The sequence below is a fragment of the Rhizobium sp. CCGE531 genome, assembly GCF_003627795.1.
Taxonomy (GTDB): Bacteria; Pseudomonadota; Alphaproteobacteria; order Rhizobiales; family Rhizobiaceae; genus Rhizobium.
Genome location: NZ_CP032684.1, coordinates 162,627 through 181,815, shown reverse-complemented (window position 1 = coordinate 181,815; position 19,189 = coordinate 162,627). Strand labels below are relative to the sequence as shown.

Sequence of the window (19,189 nt, the reverse complement as noted above, 5' to 3'; positions counted from 1 at the left end):
AAACCAATATCGCAGCCGCAGAGACTTCGGACCATGGATATGGCGTAGAGCGCGCCACTAACGATCTCCCCCCTTGTGGGGGAGATGTCGCGAAAGGGACAGAGGGGGGTATGTCGCGGTATATTCTGCGGCTCCTTATCCTTATCCTCCTCCTCGCCCTCCTCCCTCTGCCAGCCTTCGCCGCCTCGAAGGCCGATGTCGAGGCACAGTTCCAGGCCTGGATACAGAAGGATCTCTGGCCGGAAGCTCGGAAAGCCGGAATTTCCGAAAAGACCTTCCAGGCCGCCTTCGCCGGCGTGATGCTGAACTGGGATCTGCCGGATCTTGAGCCACCAGGCTTCCCCAAACCCAAGGAACAGGCGCAGAGCCAGGCTGAATTCTCCTCCCCCGCCCCCTACTTCAACGAGGCGCGACTGCAGAAGCTGGCCGCGACCGGGCGGAGCCTTGCCTCGCAATATGGGCCGGCGCTGCGGCGGATCGAGAAGACCTATGGCGTGCCGGGACCGATCCTGCTTGCCATCTGGGGCCGCGAGACCGGCTTCGGCATCGCCAAGCTGCCGAACTCGGCGGTCCAGGTGCTGGCGACCAAGGCCTTCATGTCCACCCGCAAGGACATGTTCCGCACCGAGATCATCGCGGCCCTGCGCATCCTCGAACATGGCGACGTCACGCCGGATCAGTTCAAGGGTTCCTGGGCTGGCGCGCTTGGCCAGCCGCAGTTCATGCCGACCAACTACCTGAAATATGCCGTCGATTTCGATGGTGACGGCCATCGCAATATCTGGACCTCGGTGCCTGATACGCTGGCATCCATAGCCAACTATCTGGTCCAGAAGGGCTGGCAGCGCGGGCGCGGCTGGGGCTACGAAGCCACGATCCCGCCGGCCGTCTCCTGCGCCCAGGAGGGGCCGGACCTTGCCAAGCCGATCTCGCATTGGGCTTCGCTCGGGATTACGCGCATTTCCGGCAAGGCATTTCCCTCGGACGAACTGCGGGCCAGCGGCATGATGCTGGTGCCGGCCGGCCGCGACGGGCCGGAATTCATCGTCACGCCGAATTTCTACGTCATCAAGGAATATAACAACTCCGACCTCTACGGCCTCTACATCGGCAATCTCGCCGACCGCATCGCCTATGGCAGCGGCGCCTTCCAGGAAAAATGGGGCGATGTCGGCAAGATGCTGCGCTCTGATGTCGCCGGCATGCAGAAGGCTTTGGAGCACAAGGGCTATGATGTCGGCGGCACCGACGGCCTGCCGGGCTACAAGACCAGGCGGTCGATCGGCCAATGGCAGGAAAAGGGCGGCATGAAGCCCACCTGCTATCCCGACAGCTCGATGCTCGGGGTGCTCAAATAGGCAGCCGAGCAGGTTTCGGCGCGAATGCCTTGCAATTTGCCGGGAACGGGCTTATATCCGCATCAAATTCTTGATCGTGCGATGAAGAGTGGGCCGCAAGGACCCGCTCTTTTTTATTAGCGCGATCCCCGAATGCATGGACACTGCAGGAGTGAATGCTTGTCGGACGTGACAAACGCAGACAATACCAATGAACCCAGGCTGATCGTCGAAACCGGCCTTGACCAGCGTGTCGCCGCCATCATCGAGCCGGTGCTCGTCGGCATGGGCTTTCGCCTGGTGCGCGTACGCCTCTTGAACCAGAACGGCCTGACGCTGCAAGTCATGACCGAGCGCAACGACGGCACCATGACCGTCGAGGGCTGCGAAGAGGTCTCCACGGCCATTTCGCCGGTTCTGGATGTGGAAGATCCGATCGATAAGGCGTATCATCTGGAAGTGTCTTCGCCAGGTATCGACCGCCCGATGGTGCGCAAGTCGGATTTCGTCCGCTGGAACGGCCACATCGTCAAGTGCGAAACCTCGATCCTGGTCGATAACCGCAAGCGTTTCCGCGGCAAGATCGCCGACGTCAACGACGATGGCTTCACGATCGAACGCGACCAGGTTGCCTACGGCGAGGAACCGAAGGTGACCATTCCGTTCAGCACGCTGGCCGAAGCCAAGCTGATCCTGACCGACGATCTCATCCGCGACGCGCTGCGCGCCGACAAGCTGGCGAAAGCCGAGGCAGCGAACCAGAACGAAGCGGACGACGAAGAAGAATAACCGATCAACGAACCGCCTGACGGAACGGGAACCTTAAGGCAGGAAGACGGAGACTAAAGACAATGGCAGTCAGTGCGAACCGGCTAGAACTTCTGCAGATCGCAGATGCAGTGGCGCGCGAAAAGGTCATCGACCGCGAGATCGTGCTTGCCGCAATGGCGGACGCGATCCAGAAGGCCGCGCGTTCGCGTTACGGCACGGAGTCGAACATCCGCGCCGACATCAACCCGAAGACCGGCGAAATCCGCCTGCAGCGCCTGCTCGAAGTCGTCGAGAAAGCCGAAGACTATTCCACGCAGATCCCGCTGGAACTGGCCCGCGACCGCAACCCGGACGCCGCCCTTGGCGATTTCATCGCCGATCCGCTGCCGCCGATGGATTTCGGCCGCATCGCCGCCCAGTCGGCCAAGCAGGTCATCGTGCAGAAGGTGCGCGAAGCCGAGCGTGACCGCCAGTTCGACGAATTCAAGGATCGTGTCGGCGAAATCGTCAACGGTACGGTCAAGCGCGTCGAATACGGCAACGTCATCGTCGACCTCGGCCGCGGCGAAGGCATCATCCGCCGCGACGAGATGATCCCGCGCGAGAACTTCCGCTACGGCGATCGCGTCCGCGCCTATGTCTACGACGTGCGCCGCGAACAGCGCGGCCCGCAGATCTTCCTGTCGCGCACGCATCCGCAGTTCATGGTCAAGCTCTTCACCATGGAAGTGCCCGAAATCTACGACGGCATCATCCAGGTGAAGTCGGTTGCCCGCGATCCGGGCTCGCGCGCCAAGATCGCCGTCATTTCGAACGACTCGTCGATCGATCCGGTCGGCGCCTGCGTCGGTATGCGCGGTTCGCGCGTCCAGGCCGTCGTCGGCGAACTGCAGGGCGAAAAGATCGACATCATTCCCTGGTCCAGCGAGCCGGCGAACTTCGTCGTCAACGCGCTGCAGCCGGCCGAAGTCGCCAAGGTCGTCCTTGACGAGGACGCAGAGCGCATCGAAGTCGTGGTTCCGGACGAGCAGCTGTCGCTGGCCATCGGCCGCCGCGGCCAGAACGTCCGCCTCGCCTCGCAGCTGACCGGCTGGGATATCGACATCATGACGGAAGCCGAGGAATCGGAGCGCCGTCAAAAGGAATTCAACGAGCGCACCAACCTGTTCATGGACGCGCTCGATGTGGACGAAATGGTCGGCCAGGTTCTGGCCTCCGAAGGCTTTGCCGCCGTCGAGGAGCTGGCTTACGTCGATCTCGAGGAAATCTCCTCCATTGACGGTTTCGACGAAGACACCGCCCAGGAAATCCAGACCCGCGCCCGCGAATATCTCGAGAAGCTCGATGCCGAAATGGACGAGAAGCGCAAGTCGCTCGGCGTAGCCGACGAGCTGCGTGAGATCAACGGCATGACCGCGCAGATGATGGTCGCCCTCGGCGAGGACGGCATCAAGACGATCGAAGACTTTGCCGGCTGTGCCGCCGATGACCTCGTCGGCTGGAGCGAACGCAAGAACGGCGAGACGAAGAAGTTCGAGGGCCTGTTTTCCAAGCTCGAAGTCTCGCGCGTCGAAGCCGAACAGATGGTCGTGCAGGCTCGCCTGCTGGCCGGCTGGATCACCGAGGCCGATCTCGCCGCTGGGACGACCGAAGAGGTCGCGGAGGATGAAGCCGAGCAAGAAGCATGACGATCACCGAGGGGCCGAGCGCACCGCCTGAAGACGACGATCTCGGGGGTGACGACGCAAACGGCCGCATGTGTATCGTAACACGCGAAAGCGGATCGCCAGACGAGCTGATCCGCTTCGTAGCCGCTCCCGACGGGACCGTTGTTCCCGATCTGAAGCGGCAGCTGCCGGGACGCGGCTGCTGGGTCAAGCTTGACCGGGCACTGGTGGACAAGGCGGTGGCGAAGAAATTGTTTGCTCGCGCCCTGAAGGCGGAGGTGACGGCACCGAGCGATCTCGGCGCCATCGTCGACCGGCTTCTTGTGGCGCAGCTGGCCGGGATGATGCACATGGCACGCAAAGCGAGCCAGTTCGTCAATGGCTCGTCAAAGGTCGACGGCTCCGTTCGCAACGGTTCGGCACTCGCCGTGTTCCATGCGATCGACGCCGCTGCCGATGGCGTCCGCAAGATCGACCAGGCGCGAAAGGCCTGGCATCTCGGCATGGAGACCGAAAAGGAAATACCGTCGTTCCGTGTTTTCACGGAGACGGAAATGGAAGAACTGATGGGCCAGAACGCTTTTATCCATGCCGCAGCGCTTGCGGGGCGGGCGGGTGAAGGTGTAGTGAAGCGCGCAAACCTGCTCGAACGGTACCGCAACGGCGGTCAGTCCCGGGCAACGGGCGGCGCTGGCCGGCGAAAACAATGACGCGGTCACCGGCCAATGCCGGACGCCTCATTAAGGTACATGCATTGAACGACAGGGTCTGACGGACGTTTCCGAGCCCTGTCCGAAGGAACGGGAACGGAATGACCGACAATCAAGACGACAAGACGCTGAGTGCATCGGGTAAGAAGACCCTCACCCTGAAGCCTTCAGGCGTGAACCAGGGCACCGTGCGCCAGGACATGGGCCGCGGTCGCACCAAGGCGGTCGTGGTTGAGACCCGCAAGCGCCGCCCTCTACGCCCCGAAGATGAAAAGCCGATGGTCGGCTCGGCGACGCCATCCGTGACGCGCGTTGCGGAACCGACGCCGCAGCCACCGCGCCCGCCGCAGCCAGCTCCGCGCATTCATCAGCCCGGCGGCCAGCAGCAGCGGCCGGGACAGCCCAGCCAGAGCCAGCAGCGCCCGCAGCAGGAACGGTCATCGCGCCCGGTGGTTCTGAACCACCTGTCCGCCGATGAAATGGACGCGCGCCGTCGCGCACTTGCCGACGCCCAGGCCCGCGATGCCGCGGATGCCGTGCGCCGTGCCGAGGAAGAAGCACGACGCCGTGTGGAAGATGAGGCACGCCGCATCGCCGAACAGGCCGAAGCTGCCCGCCGCGCCGTCGAAGAAGCCGCCCGCGCCGCCGAAGCCAAGGTCGAGACGCCCGCATCGGTGGAAGCACCGAAGCCGGCAGTCCAGGCCGCCGCGGCTCCTGCCGTTGCGCGTCGTCCGGATGCGGCTCCGCAGCCGGCACGCCCCGGCGCCCCCGCCGGCGAGGCACCTGCCAACCGCCGTCGGGTCAACGAAGCAGAGAGTGATCGCGGTCCGCCGCGTGGCGCTCCGGCACGCGGCAAGGTCACGCGCCCCGAGCCGGCAAAGCCTGTTACCACGCGTCCGAAAACCGACGAAGAACGCCGCCGCGGCAAGCTGACTGTAACGACGGCCAATGTCGACGAAGACGGAACCGCCCGCGGCCGCTCGCTTTCGGCCATGCGCCGCCGCCAGGAGAAGTTCCGCCGCAGCCAGATGCAGGAAACGCGCGAAAAGATCTCGCGTGAAGTCGTGCTGCCGGAAACCATCACCATTCAGGAACTGTCGCAGCGCATGTCCGAACGCGCCGTCGACGTCATCAAGTTCCTGATGAAGGAAGGCCAGATGATGAAGCCGGGCGACGTCATCGACGCCGATCTGGCCGAGCTCATCGCCAGCGAATTCGGCCATACCGTCAAGCGCGTTTCGGAATCCGACGTCGAACAGGGCATCTTCAACGTTGCCGACGAGGAAGGCGAACTGGTTTCCCGTCCGGCCGTGGTCACCATCATGGGTCACGTCGACCACGGCAAGACCTCGCTGCTCGACGCCATCCGTCATGCCAACGTGGTCGCCGGCGAAGCCGGTGGCATCACCCAGCATATCGGCGCCTATCAGGTCGAGCAGAACGGCCAGAAGATCACCTTCATCGATACCCCTGGCCACGCCGCCTTCACGGCCATGCGTGCCCGTGGCGCCCAGGCGACCGACATCGCCATCCTGGTCGTTGCGGCCGACGACAGCGTGATGCCGCAGACGATCGAATCGATCAACCATGCCAAGGCAGCGGGTGTTCCGATCATCGTGGCGATCAACAAGATCGACAAGCACGAAGCCAATCCGCAGAAGGTCCGCACGGAACTGCTGCAGCACGAAGTCTTCGTCGAATCCATGGGCGGTGAAGTGCTCGACGTGGAAGTATCCGCGAAGAACCGCACCAACCTCGACAAGTTGCTCGAAGCCATCCTGCTGCAATCGGAAATCCTTGACCTCAAGGCCAATCCGAACCGTACCGCGGAAGGCACCGTCATCGAAGCCCAGCTCGATCGAGGCCGTGGCTCCGTCGCCACCGTCCTCGTTCAGAAGGGCACGTTGCGTCCCGGCCAGATCGTCGTTGCCGGCGATCAGTGGGGCCGCGTGCGCGCGCTGATCAACGACAAGGGTGAGCATGTGAAGGAAGCAACGCCGGCAACGCCGGTCGAGGTTCTCGGCCTGTCCGGCACGCCGGCGGCGGGCGACAAGTTCGCCGTCGTCGAAAGCGAAAGCCGCGCCCGCGAGATTTCCGAATATCGCCAGCGTCTGGCCCGCGATAAGGCCGCTGCCCGCCAGTCCGGCCAGCGCGGTTCGCTCGAACAGATGATGACCCAGCTCCAGGCTGTCGGCGTGAAGGAATTCCCGCTTGTCATCAAGGGCGACGTGCAGGGTTCGATCGAAGCCATTGCCGGCGCGCTCGACAAGCTCGGCACCGACGAGGTCCGCGCCCGCATCGTCCATTCGGGCGCAGGCGGCATCACGGAATCGGATGTCTCGCTCGCCGAAGCTTCGAATGCAGCCATCATCGGCTTCAACGTCCGCGCCAATGCCCAGGCTCGCCAGTTCGCGGAGCGTGAAGGCATCGAGATCCGCTACTACAACATCATCTACGACCTGGTGGATGACGTGAAGGCAGCGATGTCGGGCCTGCTCTCTCCGGAGCGTCGCGAAACCTTCCTCGGCAATGCCGAGATCCTCGAGGTGTTCAACATCACGAAGGTCGGCAAGGTCGCGGGCTGCCGCGTCACCGAAGGCAAGGTCGAGCGTGGCGTCGGCGTCCGCCTGGTGCGCGACAACGTCGTCATCCACGAAGGCAAGCTCAAGACACTCAAGCGCTTCAAGGACGAAGTGTCGGAAGTCAATGTCGGCCAGGAATGCGGCATGGCCTTCGAGAATTACGAAGATATCCGCGCCGGCGACACGATCGAGTGCTTCCGCGTCGAGCATATCACCCGTACGCTCTAAGCAATCTTCGATTTGCAAGATATCAAAACCGCCGGCTAAAACTGGCGGTTTTTTCTTGGGTCCCACCTCCTTCGCGGCCTATGTCCCGGCATCCGTCTTCTCCTCCCAGACGGAGCAGGAGATCGTATTTGCAGGGATTCTCTGCTTCTGGCGGGCCGCAAAGCCTGTCCAGCCTTGACCTTTGCACCGGATCGAGTCATTTGACCCGCTTTATCGCGTCCACGGGACGCTGCTAACGGAACAACCATGGCCAGACCAACTTCTTCCGCGCCTTCGCAGCGCATGCTTCGCGTCGGCGAACAAGTGCGCGCCGCGATCACGCAGGTCCTGCAGCGCGGCGAAGTGCGCGACGACCTGATCGAGCGCACCGTGATCTCCATTTCCGAAGTGCGCATGTCGCCGGACCTGAAGATCGCCACCGCCTACGTCACGCCGCTCGGCGTCGCTGACCACGACACGATCATCGACACGCTCAATCGTCATTCGAAATACATCCGCGGCCGTCTCGGGCAGCACCTTCGGCAGATGAAATACATGCCGGAAGTCCGCTTCCGCGATGATACGAGCTTCGACAATTACAAGAAGATCGACGCCTTGCTGCGTTCGCCCGAGGTCCAGCGTGATCTCGATGACGGCGACGCCGAAACCGATACCGACAAAAACCGATAATAGAGACAGCGAATGTCCAAACCACGCAAGCCCAAGGGCCGTCCGATTTCGGGCTGGCTCATCCTCGACAAGCCGGTGGATTTCGGCTCGACCGAGGCCGTTTCCAAGATCAAATGGCTGTTCAAGGCCCAGAAGGCCGGTCACGCCGGCACGCTCGATCCGCTCGCCTCCGGCATGCTGCCGATCGCGCTCGGCGACGCCACCAAGACGGTTCCCTACGTCATGGACGGCCGCAAGATCTATGAATTCACCGTGACCTGGGGCGAAGAACGCGCCACCGACGATCTCGAGGGCGAAGTGACCGCCACCTCCGACAAGCGTCCGAGCGAAGAGGACATCCGCGCGCTGCTGCCGAACTATACCGGCGTCATCAACCAGATCCCGCCGCAGTTCTCCGCCATCAAGATCGCCGGCGAGCGCGCCTATGATCTGGCCCGCGAGGGCGAAACAGTGGAGATCCCGTCGCGCGAAGTGGAGATTTTCCGCCTGACGCTGCTTGCATGCCCCGACGCCGACACGGCGCATTTCGAGGTCGAATGCGGCAAGGGCACCTATGTGCGCGCCCTCGCCCGCGATTTCGGCCGCGATCTCGGCTGCCATGGCCATATTTCCGGCCTGCGCCGCAGCTTCGTCGCTCCCTTCGCCGAGGAGACGATGGTGCCGCTTGCCGATTTGGTGGCGCTGGAAGACATTGAGGATGCAGACGAGCGGCTCGCAGCCCTCGACGCGCTGCTGATCGACACGGCCGAAGCCCTGTCTTCGCTGCCGCATCTCGTTATCAATGATGATCAGGCGCACCGCCTGAAGATGGGCAATCCCATTCTCGTGCGTGGCCGCGATGCGCCGGTCGCCGAAACCGAGGCCTATGCCACGGCGCGCGGCAAGCTGATCGCCATCGGCGAGATCGGCGAGGGCGAGTTCCGCCCCAAGCGCGTATTCGTTTAAAATACCTTCTCTCCGACGGAGAGAAGGCAAAGACACGATGCTCTTCCCTTTGCGTCACAAATGGTCTATAGGCAGCGCCAGCATCAGGCATGCCTGATTGCATTCGCGGCCAATGCTGGACGACATCCCGGCGTTTGGCGACTTTAATTTCCTCTCATAGAAAGGACTATCCGATGTCGATCACTGCTGAGCGCAAGGCTGCGCTGATCAAGGAATACGCTACCGTCGAAGGCGACACCGGTTCTCCGGAAGTCCAGGTTGCGATCCTGACCGAGCGCATCAACAACCTCACCGACCATTTCAAGGACCACAAGAAGGACAACCACTCCCGTCGTGGCCTCCTGACGATGGTCTCCAGCCGGCGCTCGCTTCTTGACTACCTCAAGAAGAAGGACGAAGGCCGTTATACCAAGCTGATCACCAGCCTCGGTATTCGCCGCTAATCAAATTTCCGGCGGGCGTTCTGCTGAACGTCCGCCGGATGCTTATGAAGGGTATGAACCCTCGAGACTGTTTCGCTTGCGCCTTGCATTTGCGCGATGCGAAACTGCCGGCAGGCCGGATGGGCCGGTGCTGCCAACAACAACCGTTGACCTGTCATGGGGCAGGATTGCTGGATGCTTTCAGCCGAAGCTTCGTGCTTCGGCCGATCTTCGAAAGCCTCTCGTTGTCTTGCCCGTGATGCGTCACATTTCATGCGGTTGAAGATGCGCCCTGCCGAAATCGTCGGCCACGGCGCCTTTTCCCGCACAGTGCAAGGACAAGATATGTTCGATATCCATACCGTCGAAATCGAGTGGGCAGGCCGCCCGCTGAAGCTGGAAACTGGCAAGGTCGCCCGCCAGGCCGATGGCGCCGTCGTCGCCACCTACGGCGAGACCGTGGTGCTTGCGACCGTCGTTTCCGCCAAGTCGCCGAAGCCGGGCCAGGATTTCTTCCCGCTCACCGTCAACTACCAGGAAAAGACCTACGCAGCCGGCAAGATCCCCGGCGGCTATTTCAAGCGCGAGGGCCGTCCGAGCGAAAAGGAAACCCTGGTTTCCCGCCTGATCGACCGCCCGATCCGCCCGCTCTTCCCGGAAGGCTACAAGAACGACACCCAGGTCGTCGTCACCGTCATCCAGCATGACCTCGAAAACGATCCGGACATCTTGTCGATGGTCGCCACCTCGGCTGCCCTGACGCTTTCAGGCGTTCCGTTCATGGGCCCGATCGGCGGCGCTCGCGTCGGCTACATCAACGGCGAATACGTGCTCAACCCGCATCTCGACGAGATGGACGAATCGAGCCTCGACCTCGTCGTTGCCGGCACCCAGGAAGCCGTGCTGATGGTTGAATCCGAAGCCAAGGAACTCTCCGAAGACGTCATGCTCGGCGCCGTTATGTTCGGTCATCGCGGCTTCCAGCCGGTTATCGACGCGATCATCAAGCTCGCCGAAGTTGCCGCCAAGGAGCCCCGCGACTTCCAGCCGGAAGATTATTCCGCTCTCGAAGCCGAGATGCTTGGCATCGCCGAAGGCGAACTGCGCACGGCTTACCTCAACACGCAGAAGGCTGAACGCTACGCTGCCGTCGACGCCGTCAAGGCCAAGGTCAAGGCACACTTCCTTCCGGAAGGCGTCGAGCCGAAGTACTCCGCCGAAGTCATCGGCGCCGTCTTCAAGCACCTGCAGGCCAAGATCGTCCGTTGGAACATCCTCGACACCAAGGGCCGCATCGACGGCCGCGACCTGTCGACTGTTCGCCCGATCGTCTCGGAAGTCGGCGTCCTGCCGCGCACGCACGGTTCGTCGCTGTTCACCCGCGGTGAAACGCAGGCGATCGTCGTCGCCACGCTCGGCACCGGTGAAGACGAGCAGTATGTCGACAGCCTGACCGGCATGTACAAGGAACGCTTCCTGCTGCACTACAACTTCCCGCCCTACTCGGTCGGCGAAACCGGTCGCATGGGTTCCCCGGGCCGCCGCGAAATCGGCCACGGCAAGCTCGCATGGCGCGCCGTTCGCCCGATGCTGCCGACGGCGGAACAGTTCCCCTACACGCTGCGCGTCGTTTCCGAGATCACCGAGTCCAACGGCTCGTCCTCGATGGCGACCGTTTGCGGCACCTCGCTGGCGCTGATGGATGCCGGCGTTCCCCTGGCAAAGCCGGTTGCCGGTATCGCCATGGGCCTGATCAAGGAAGACGAACGCTTCGCTGTTCTCTCGGACATCCTGGGTGACGAAGATCATCTCGGCGACATGGACTTCAAGGTCGCCGGCACTGAAGGCGGCATCACCGCGCTGCAGATGGACATCAAGATCGAAGGCATCACCGAAGAGATCATGAATGTCGCCCTGAACCAGGCCAAGGGCGGCCGTCTGCACATCCTCGGCGAAATGGCGAAGGCCATCTCCGAGAGCCGCGGCCAGCTCGGCGAATTCGCACCGCGCATCGAAGTCATGAACATCCCGGTCGACAAGATCCGTGAAGTCATCGGCTCCGGCGGCAAGGTCATCCGCGAAATCGTCGAAAAGACCGGCGCCAAGATCAACATCGAGGATGACGGCACCGTCAAGATCGCCTCGTCCTCCGGCAAGGAAATCGAAGCGGCCCGCAAGTGGATCCACTCGATCGTTGCTGAGCCGGAAGTCGGCCAGATCTACGAAGGCACGGTTGTCAAGACCGCCGACTTCGGCGCCTTCGTCAACTTCTTTGGCGCCCGTGACGGCCTCGTCCACATCTCGCAGCTCGCCTCCGAGCGCGTTGCCAAGACGCAGGACGTCGTCAAAGAAGGCGACAAGGTCTGGGTCAAGCTGCTCGGCTTCGACGAGCGCGGCAAGGTTCGCCTGTCCATGAAGGTTGTCGACCAGGCAACCGGCCAGGAACTCGCCGCCGACAAGAAGAAGGACGACGCGGCCGAATAAGCCGCGCCTTCACTAACGTTCCGGGGCGCGGGATCTTTTCCGCGCCCTTTTTATATTGAAGAGGTTAGCCGGTTCGGTTTTGCCGAAACTACGTGCCTGGCACGGAAACAGACACCTGCCAGCAAGCCCGACCAACCAAACCCATAACGAGACCACGCCCATGAGCCGCGATGCCCTGAAGACCCTGTTCCATCCCTTTGCCTCCGGCACTGTCGACGCGCCCGGCGAGGGTCAGCGCATCCTGTTCCTCGGCGCCGAGGCGGGTTTTGCGCTGCCGGAGGGTTTTGCCGCCGAGCTGTCCGCCGTCCAGGGCTTCCGCCCCTTCTATCGCCAGCTGCAGGCGCAGCGGATCAACGTGACGCCTGACATCGAAGGCGAAGGCTATGACGGCGCGCTGGTGCTCTGCGGCAAGCACAAAGGCGAGAATGAGGATCACATCGCCGAAGCGCTGGTGCGCGTGAAGGAAGGCGGCCTCATCCTCGTTGCCGGCGGCAAGGAAGACGGCATCCAGCCGCTGCGCAAGCGCATCGAGGCCTTCGGTCTCGAGATCGAGCATATGCCGAAATATCACGGCGTCGCTTTCTGGTTTGCGCGTCCCGCCGACATCAAGGCCTTGACGGCGCAGCTCGCAAAGCCGGCGACACTCGCCGACGACAGCTTCACCACGGCGCCCGGCATGTTCTCGCATGACCGTGTCGATGCCGGTTCCGAACTGCTTGCCTCGCGCCTGCCGACCGACTTTGCCGGCGATGCCGCCGATTTCGGCGCCGGCTGGGGCTACCTCTCCGTCGAGCTCGCGACAAAATCGCCGAGGATCGAGCGCATAGACCTCTACGAGGCCCATTACGGCGCTCTGGAGGCCGCGCGCGCCAATCTGCTGTCGCACTGCCCGAAGGTCGCCCAGCGCTTCTTCTGGCACGATCTGGCGAGCGAGCCGGTCAAGGACAAGTACGACCTGATCATCATGAACCCGCCCTTCCATGAGGGCCATGCCGCCGAGCCTTCGCTTGGCCAGGCGATGATCAAGACGGCCGCTTCGGCGCTGCGTGGCGGCGGCCGGCTGATGCTGGTCGCCAATCGCGGCCTGCCCTACGAGCCGGTGCTGGCCGAGCATTTCAAGGAATTCGGCGAGACCTGCCGCAATGCCCGTTACAAAGTGCTCTGGGCAAAGAAATAAGCGAAGAAGGCGGCCAATCGGCCGCCTTTCTTTTATGGATCAGGCTTCGTCGGCGCGACGTGAGCGCAGCATCAGATGATCCCGCAGGAGCAGGAAGTTCCTTTCGACGAGAAACCAGAGCGTCGCCGCCACGATGAAGCAGGTGGCGAGGTAGATGACGAAGCCCGAAAGCCCCTGAAGATTGTCTTTACCGAAGACCATCCGGTCGAGATGATAGACGCCCTTGTGGGTGAGATAGAGGCTGTAGGCGAGCGTCGCGATGCCTGATATGGCCGGCAGGTGCCAGCGCCCGATCTTCGGCTGCAGGTCCAGCAATGCGCCGAGAATGAACGCCACGCCCGCCGCAAACAGCGGAAAGCCGACGACCGCGCCGGGAAGAGGCTGAAACACCAGCGGCAGATTGGTTTCGGCAAGCGGCCCGCGGATGGAAAAGATCACCACCGCCGCCATCATGAGCATGCCGCCGATACCGAGCGCGATGTGGGGCGGCATGTACCGTTCCCACAGCAACGGCTTGAACAGCCGGATCGCCGCCAGAACGACGCCGAAGGTCAGCCCGTCCAGCCGGTTATATGTCGGGTAATAGACATCCCTGAGATAGACGGCGAAGGCCTCCCTGTAGATTTGCATTTCGGCAATCGGGCCGACATGGCTTTGCCAGAGCGCAAACCGCAGGCCTATGCCGGCGATCACGATCGTCGCTACCAGAAGGGCGGCGAAGCCCACCGTCGCTCGCCGCTTAAGCAGGACGACGAGAACCGGCAGAACGAGATAGAAGTGCTCCTCGACGCTCAGCGACCAGGCTTCGGTAAACGTTGCGCCCGAGCGCGGATCAAGCCCGAAATTGACCGTGAAGCTCAGGAACCGCCAAGCCGGCTGCATCGTCGGCGCGTCACGCAGGGACGGGATGAACGTGTAGGCGGCAAGCACGAGCAGAAAGGCTGGTAATATGCGGAACGCCCGGCGCAGATAGAAGGCCTTGAAGTCGACGGCGCCGCGGCGCGCGGCTTCCGCCATCAACTGGCTTCCGATGAGATAGCCGCTGAGCACAAAGAAGATGTCGACACCGATTCAGCCATATGGCCTGATGCCGGCGAGCGGCAGCGGCGTCGCTTCCGCCGGAAGATGAACGAGCATGACGAGCAGGATGGCAAGCGCCCGCAATAGGTCCGGCCCCAATGCCCTTGGGGTGGCGGCGGATTCGAGCGGTGCCGCCTCGTCCGGTGGATCGAGCGGCTTGGAACTGGCAACAGTTATGGTGTTCACGGCTGGGGTTCCCGTAAATGGCTGGTGAATGCCGATGGACATGCAGGAAATACTGTTGATTGCCTGCCTTGTATCGGAATTCCGGCCAGCCGTAACGGGCCATCCACGGCAAGATAGAATTAACCTAAAATTTTCGTAAAATCTTATCGAATGGAGGTTAACGCGCCCGATTCGGCGCCCTTGCGGCCCATTCGTCCCTCAACGTTGCGTAGAAATACTCGTCGCCCCAGACGCCATTGAAACGGTCATTCTGGATGAGGTGCGCCTCGCGCCGCAGACCGAGCCGTTCGAGGACGCCGATCGAACCGGTATTCTTCGCATCCAGCCTAGCGAAGATCCGGTGAAAGCTGAACCTCTCGAAACCGAGGGTAATAACAGCTTCAGCCGCCTCGGTCGCATAGCCCTTGCCGGCATAGGCTGGATTGAAGATGTATCCGACCTCAGCCTGCAGAGCAGCTTTATTGGTGAGTTTCAGGCTGACCTGGCCCAGCAGAACATCGTCCTTGCGTCGAACGACAGCGCAGCGGAGGATATTGCCATCTTCCAACAAACTCGTATTCAAACCGGCATCGAAACGTTCTCGCATCTCCCGTGACGATGGAGGATCGCTGTAGAGATAACGATAGATGGCCGGCAGAGAGCGATAAGCGCTATAGGCTTCGAAATCCTCCGGGACGAATCCTCTGAGGATCAGACGCTCGGTGGATGCAAAGGGTTCGGCGTCGCTAGACGTCATCAGGAATCCTCTGGAAGGATATCCGGAAGTTCGGTCCTCCCGGCCAAGGACCGAGAGGACGATTCAGATCAGTGGGCCTACTCGGCGTCGGCGCTCGACAGCGCTTCCAGCGTCGGCATCGAGGTGATGTTGTAGCCGGCATCGACGAAGTGGACTTCGCCGGTGACGCCTGCCGCCAGATCCGACAGGAGGTAGAGCGACGAGGAGCCCACCTGGTCGATGGTAACAGACTTGCGCAGCGGCGCGTTGCGCTGGTTCCACGACAGGATGGCGCGGGCATCGGAAATGCCGGCGCCGGCGAGCGTGCGGATCGGGCCGGCGGAAACGGCGTTGACGCGGATGCCGCGCGGGCCGTAATCGGCGGCGAGATAGCGAACGGAAGCCTCAAGTGCTGCCTTGGCGACGCCCATGACGTTGTAGTTCGGGATCACGCGCGTCGAGCCGTTATAGGTCAGCGTCAGCATGCTGCCGCCTTCCGTCATCAGATCGGCGGCGCGCTTGGCGATCTCGGTGAAGGAGAAGCAGGAAATCACCATGGTGCGGGTGAAATTCTCCCGCGTGGTGTTGGCATAGAGCCCCTTCAGCTCGTTCTTGTCGGAAAAGCCGATGGCGTGGACGATGAAATCAAGCCTGCCCCAGCGCTCCTTGATCGCGTCGAAGACGGCATCAACGGAGGCCAGATCCTCGACATCGCAAGGCAGCAGGAAATCCGAGCCGACTTCGGCCGCGAGCGGCTTGACGCGCTTGCCGAGCGCCTCGCCCTGAAACGTGAAAGCCAGTTCCGCGCCTTCGGCTGCGAGCGCCTTTGAAATACCCCAGGCAATCGAGTGATTGTTTGCGACGCCCATGATGAGGCCGCGCTTACCCTGCATGATTCCCGTCATTGCCTTATCCGTTGTAGCGCTGGAACACGAGCGTGGCGTTGGTGCCGCCGAAGCCGAAGGAGTTCGAAAGGGCAATATCGAACTTGGCGTTGTCGATACGCTTGCGCACAACAGGCACGCCTTCGAATTCCGGATCGAGTTCGGTGATATGGGCGCTTTCGCCGATGAAGCGCTCCTGCATCATCAGGATCGAATAGATCGATTCCTGAACGCCGGCTGCGCCGAGCGAATGGCCCGTCAGCGACTTGGTCGACTGGATTGGCGGGATCTTGTCGCCGAAGACTTCGCGAATCGCACCGATTTCCTTGCTGTCGCCGACCGGCGTCGAGGTGCCGTGGGTGTTGACGTAGTCGATATCGCCTTTCACGGTGGCGAGTGCCTGGCGCATGCAGCGCACGGCGCCCTCGCCCGAGGGTGCTACCATGTCATAGCCGTCCGAGGTGGCGCCATAGCCGACGATCTCGGCATAGATCTTGGCGCCGCGGGCCTTGGCATGCTCAAGCTCTTCCAGAACCAGCACGCCGGCGCCGCCGGCGATGACGAAGCCGTCACGCTTGGCGTCATAGGCGCGCGAGGCGGTTTCCGGATGGTTTTCGTTGAAGTCGGACGACATGGCGCCCATGGCGTCGAAGAGGTTGGACATGGTCCAGTCGAGATCCTCGTGGCCGCCAGCGAACATGACGTCCTGCTTGCCCCACTGGATCATCTCGGCGGCGTTGCCGATGCAATGCGCCGAGGTCGAGCAGGCGGACGAGATGGAGTAGTTGACGCCGTGGATCTTGAACCAGGTGGCAAGCGTTGCAGACGCGGTCGACGACATCGACTTCGGCACCGCGAAGGGACCGATGCGCTTCGGGCTGTTGTTCTTGCGGGTGATGTCGGCCGCTTCGATCAGCGTGCGGGTCGACGGGCCGCCGGAGCCCATGATGATGCCGGTGCGCTCGTTGGTGATGTCGCCTTCATCGAGTCCGCTATCGGCGATCGCCTGCTTCATGGCGACGTGGTTCCAGGCGCCGCCCTGCGACAGGAAGCGCATGGCGCGGCGGTCCACCAGATCGGTCGTATCGATCTTCGGCGAACCCCAGACCTGGCACTTGAAACCGTGCTCGGCGAAATCGGGAGAGAAAGAAATGCCGGATTTGGCTTCGCGCAGCGAGGCGGTCACTTCTTGCGCATCGTTTCCAATCGAAGAGACAATACCCAGACCCGTAACAACTACCCGTCTCATGTCGATGACCTTTTCTAAAACGTCTGTCTTTGTGGAGGCGGCGGCGCCGCGGTTCAGGCGACCTTGTCCTTCGACAGGCCCACGCGCAGGTCCGTCGCCTGATAGATGACCTCGCCGTCGGCCTTCAGCCAGCCGTCGGCGGTGCCGAGGACCAGGCGGCCGCGCATGACGCGCTTGAAGTCGATGCCGTATTCGAGAAGCTTCGTATCCGGGCGAACCATGCCCTTGAACTTCACTTCGCCTGTCGAAAGCGCCATGCCGCGGCCGGGCTCGCCGAGCCAGCCGAGGAAGAAGCCGGTCAGTTGCCACATGCCGTCAAGACCGAGGCAGCCCGGCATGATCGGATTGCCGGCGAAATGGCAGGGGAAATACCAGTCATCGGGACGCACGTCGTATTCGGCGCGGATGAAGCCCTTGTCGAAGGCGCCGCCGGTTTCGGAAATTTCAGTAATGCGATGGACCATCAGCATCGGCGGCAGGGGAAGCTGCGCGTTGCCCGGACCGAACAGTTCGCCGCGGCCGCAAGCCAGGATTTCCTCGTAATTGAAGCTGGACTGTCTCGTCGTCATAAAAAATCCGTTTCCCCCGCATGAATGCCGATGGATGTGAAGCTTTAGTGCAAGATGGACAGAAAATGAAGCGAAAGCATCGCACTCTCATTCATCCGTTCGATCGACCGCACTAGCCGTTATGTGGTGGTCGCATACAGGAACGCCAGAGCCGCGACCAGAGCGAATTGCGCCAAAAGCTGGTTTTTTGCGGCTTTTGAGCACCTTCCCGCCCCATTGAAACTATTGAAAGCAATCAAGGCAAAAGTTATATGGCTTAGTAAAGAATTATAGAGATCAGGAATCCGGAGTCCCTGAATGGCGGAAGAAGCCGAAATCGCGATCGAAACCAGGCTACGCAATGTCGGCCTGAGGCCGACCCGACAGCGGATCGCTCTGGGAGACCTTCTCTTCGCCAAGGGCGACCGCCATCTGACCGTGGAGGAGCTTCACGAGGAAGCAGTTGCCGCCGGCGTTCCGGTTTCGCTCGCAACCGTCTACAACACGCTGCATCAATTCACCGAAGCCGGCATGATCCGCGTGCTCGCTGTCGAAAGCACCAAGACCTACTTCGACACCAATGTTTCCGACCACCATCACTTTTTCGTGGAAGGCCACAACCAAGTGCTGGATATCCCGATCAGCAACCTGACGATCGACAATCTGCCGGAACCGCCGAAGGGCATGGAAATCGCCCATGTCGACGTGGTGATCCGCCTGCGCCGCAAGAATGGGCAATAGGCAATAGGCAATAGGCAATAGGCAATAGGCAATAGAATTGTCTCCCAGCCATTCGCTATTGCCTACTGCCTAATTCCTACCGCCTCCCACTACATCACATCATCCGGATGCCGGCCGGGCCTGTGGCGATAGGTCGGGAAGGTCCAGCCGAACCAGAGCGCGCCGCCGCGCACTGCGAAGGCCGCGATCACACCCAATCCCGCAGAGGCATAGAGTGGAAGCGTCGTCGCATTGGCCGCCGTAAAGACACCGGCGCCGACGAGCGAGGCCGTCACGTAGATTTCCGGCCGCAGCAGCACCGAGGGCTCGTTTGCCAGGAGATCGCGCAGGATGCCGCCGAACGTCGCCGTCAGCGCGCCGGTGACGATGGCGACGGTGGGCGAGCCCGTCGCCGCCATGCCCTTGGCCGCCCCCATCACGCAATAGGCTGACAGTCCCACCGCATCGAGCCAGATGAGCAGCCGATAGCGCGATTCGAACAGATGGGCGGTGAAGAAGACCAGGATGCCGACCATGGCGCAGATGATGATATAGGTCGGGTTCAGCACCCAGAAGACGGGCACCCGGCCAAGGACGATATCGCGAAGCGTGCCGCCGCCGATGCCGGTGACGGCGGCCAGGAACAAAAAGCCGATCAGATCGAGCTGCTTGCGCGAGGCCGCGAGCGCGCCGGTTGCGGCAAAAAGGGCGACGCCGGCATAGTCAAGAAACGAAAGAAGCGACATCGAAAACTCCAACGGGGGTGCCGGCGATTTTTGCGAAATGAATCACGACGGCAAGGGCCGCGCAAGCAG

Annotated in this window: 18 protein-coding genes; 11 read left to right on the top strand and 7 right to left on the bottom strand. The window is 62.0% G+C overall.

The features are described from left to right. The first annotated feature begins 110 nt into the window (after positions 1-110). The 10 genes from CCGE531_RS00860 (at position 111) to CCGE531_RS00815 (ending at position 12,992) form a co-directional block, all read left to right on the top strand. A complete protein-coding gene (locus CCGE531_RS00860; RefSeq protein ID WP_120662494.1) occupies positions 111-1,358 on the top strand; it encodes a lytic murein transglycosylase in 1,248 nt (415 codons plus the stop codon). 159 nt (positions 1,359-1,517) lie between these two features. Continuing rightward, positions 1,518-2,126 (top strand): ribosome maturation factor RimP, encoded by a 609-nt coding sequence (rimP, locus tag CCGE531_RS00855; RefSeq protein ID WP_120662493.1) that lies wholly within the window; start codon positions 1,518-1,520, stop codon positions 2,124-2,126. Positions 2,127-2,188: 62 nt separating this feature from the next. Next, positions 2,189-3,796: a transcription termination factor NusA gene (nusA, locus tag CCGE531_RS00850; RefSeq protein ID WP_120662492.1), complete on the top strand. Its 1,608-nt coding sequence runs from the start codon at positions 2,189-2,191 to the stop codon at positions 3,794-3,796. After that, complete coding sequence (locus CCGE531_RS00845; protein ID WP_120662491.1) at positions 3,793-4,485, top strand: RNA-binding protein; 693 nt, start codon at positions 3,793-3,795, stop codon at positions 4,483-4,485. Before nusA ends, CCGE531_RS00845 begins: the two co-directional genes overlap by 4 nt. Before the next feature lie 101 nt (positions 4,486-4,586). Then, positions 4,587-7,295 carry a translation initiation factor IF-2 gene (infB, locus tag CCGE531_RS00840; protein ID WP_120662490.1) on the top strand — a complete coding sequence of 903 codons (2,709 nt, stop codon included), beginning with the start codon at positions 4,587-4,589 and terminating at the stop codon, positions 7,293-7,295. Positions 7,296-7,541: 246 nt separating this feature from the next. Then, positions 7,542-7,964 (top strand): 30S ribosome-binding factor RbfA, encoded by a 423-nt coding sequence (rbfA, locus tag CCGE531_RS00835; RefSeq protein ID WP_120662489.1) that lies wholly within the window; start codon positions 7,542-7,544, stop codon positions 7,962-7,964. Between the two features lie 12 nt (positions 7,965-7,976). Then, the gene (gene truB, locus CCGE531_RS00830; protein ID WP_120662488.1) at positions 7,977-8,909 is read left to right on the top strand and encodes a tRNA pseudouridine(55) synthase TruB; all 933 of its coding nucleotides are present in this window, start codon (positions 7,977-7,979) and stop codon (positions 8,907-8,909) included. A 173-nt stretch (positions 8,910-9,082) separates the two neighbouring features. Continuing rightward, positions 9,083-9,352, top strand: a complete 270-nt coding sequence (gene rpsO / locus CCGE531_RS00825; RefSeq protein ID WP_047635766.1) for a 30S ribosomal protein S15 — start codon at positions 9,083-9,085, stop codon at positions 9,350-9,352. Positions 9,353-9,676: 324 nt separating this feature from the next. Further along, entirely contained in the window at positions 9,677-11,815 is a 2,139-nt protein-coding gene (gene pnp / locus CCGE531_RS00820; RefSeq protein WP_120666342.1) for a polyribonucleotide nucleotidyltransferase, read from the top strand. A gap of 160 nt (positions 11,816-11,975) precedes the next feature. Beyond that, positions 11,976-12,992, top strand: a complete 1,017-nt coding sequence (locus tag CCGE531_RS00815; protein WP_120662487.1) for a class I SAM-dependent methyltransferase — start codon at positions 11,976-11,978, stop codon at positions 12,990-12,992. Positions 12,993-13,031: 39 nt separating this feature from the next. Here CCGE531_RS00815 and CCGE531_RS00810 read toward each other — a convergent pair whose 3' ends face one another. From CCGE531_RS00810 to fabA, 6 genes are all read right to left on the bottom strand, one after another. Next, complete coding sequence (locus CCGE531_RS00810; protein WP_281024451.1) at positions 13,032-14,051, bottom strand: acyltransferase; 1,020 nt, start codon at positions 14,049-14,051, stop codon at positions 13,032-13,034. Positions 14,052-14,063: 12 nt separating this feature from the next. Then, positions 14,064-14,258 carry a hypothetical protein gene (locus CCGE531_RS34710; protein WP_245458944.1) on the bottom strand — a complete coding sequence of 65 codons (195 nt, stop codon included), beginning with the start codon at positions 14,256-14,258 and terminating at the stop codon, positions 14,064-14,066. 157 nt (positions 14,259-14,415) lie between these two features. Next, positions 14,416-14,994: a GNAT family N-acetyltransferase gene (locus CCGE531_RS00805; RefSeq protein ID WP_120662486.1), complete on the bottom strand. Its 579-nt coding sequence runs from the start codon at positions 14,992-14,994 to the stop codon at positions 14,416-14,418. 77 nt (positions 14,995-15,071) lie between these two features. Beyond that, positions 15,072-15,878: an enoyl-ACP reductase FabI gene (gene fabI / locus CCGE531_RS00800; RefSeq protein WP_120662485.1), complete on the bottom strand. Its 807-nt coding sequence runs from the start codon at positions 15,876-15,878 to the stop codon at positions 15,072-15,074. A 4-nt stretch (positions 15,879-15,882) separates the two neighbouring features. Beyond that, positions 15,883-17,106, bottom strand: a complete 1,224-nt coding sequence (gene fabB, locus CCGE531_RS00795; protein ID WP_120662484.1) for a beta-ketoacyl-ACP synthase I — start codon at positions 17,104-17,106, stop codon at positions 15,883-15,885. Positions 17,107-17,159: 53 nt separating this feature from the next. Next, positions 17,160-17,675, bottom strand: a complete 516-nt coding sequence (gene fabA / locus CCGE531_RS00790; RefSeq protein ID WP_120662483.1) for a 3-hydroxyacyl-[acyl-carrier-protein] dehydratase FabA — start codon at positions 17,673-17,675, stop codon at positions 17,160-17,162. A 297-nt stretch (positions 17,676-17,972) separates the two neighbouring features. Between fabA and irrA the strand changes: the two genes are divergently transcribed. After that, positions 17,973-18,395 carry an iron response transcriptional regulator IrrA gene (gene irrA, locus CCGE531_RS00785; protein ID WP_120662482.1) on the top strand — a complete coding sequence of 141 codons (423 nt, stop codon included), beginning with the start codon at positions 17,973-17,975 and terminating at the stop codon, positions 18,393-18,395. An 89-nt stretch (positions 18,396-18,484) separates the two neighbouring features. Here the strand turns inward: irrA and CCGE531_RS00780 are convergent, their stop codons facing one another. Next, positions 18,485-19,120 carry a trimeric intracellular cation channel family protein gene (locus tag CCGE531_RS00780; protein ID WP_120662481.1) on the bottom strand — a complete coding sequence of 212 codons (636 nt, stop codon included), beginning with the start codon at positions 19,118-19,120 and terminating at the stop codon, positions 18,485-18,487. Positions 19,121-19,189: the final 69 nt, after the last annotated feature.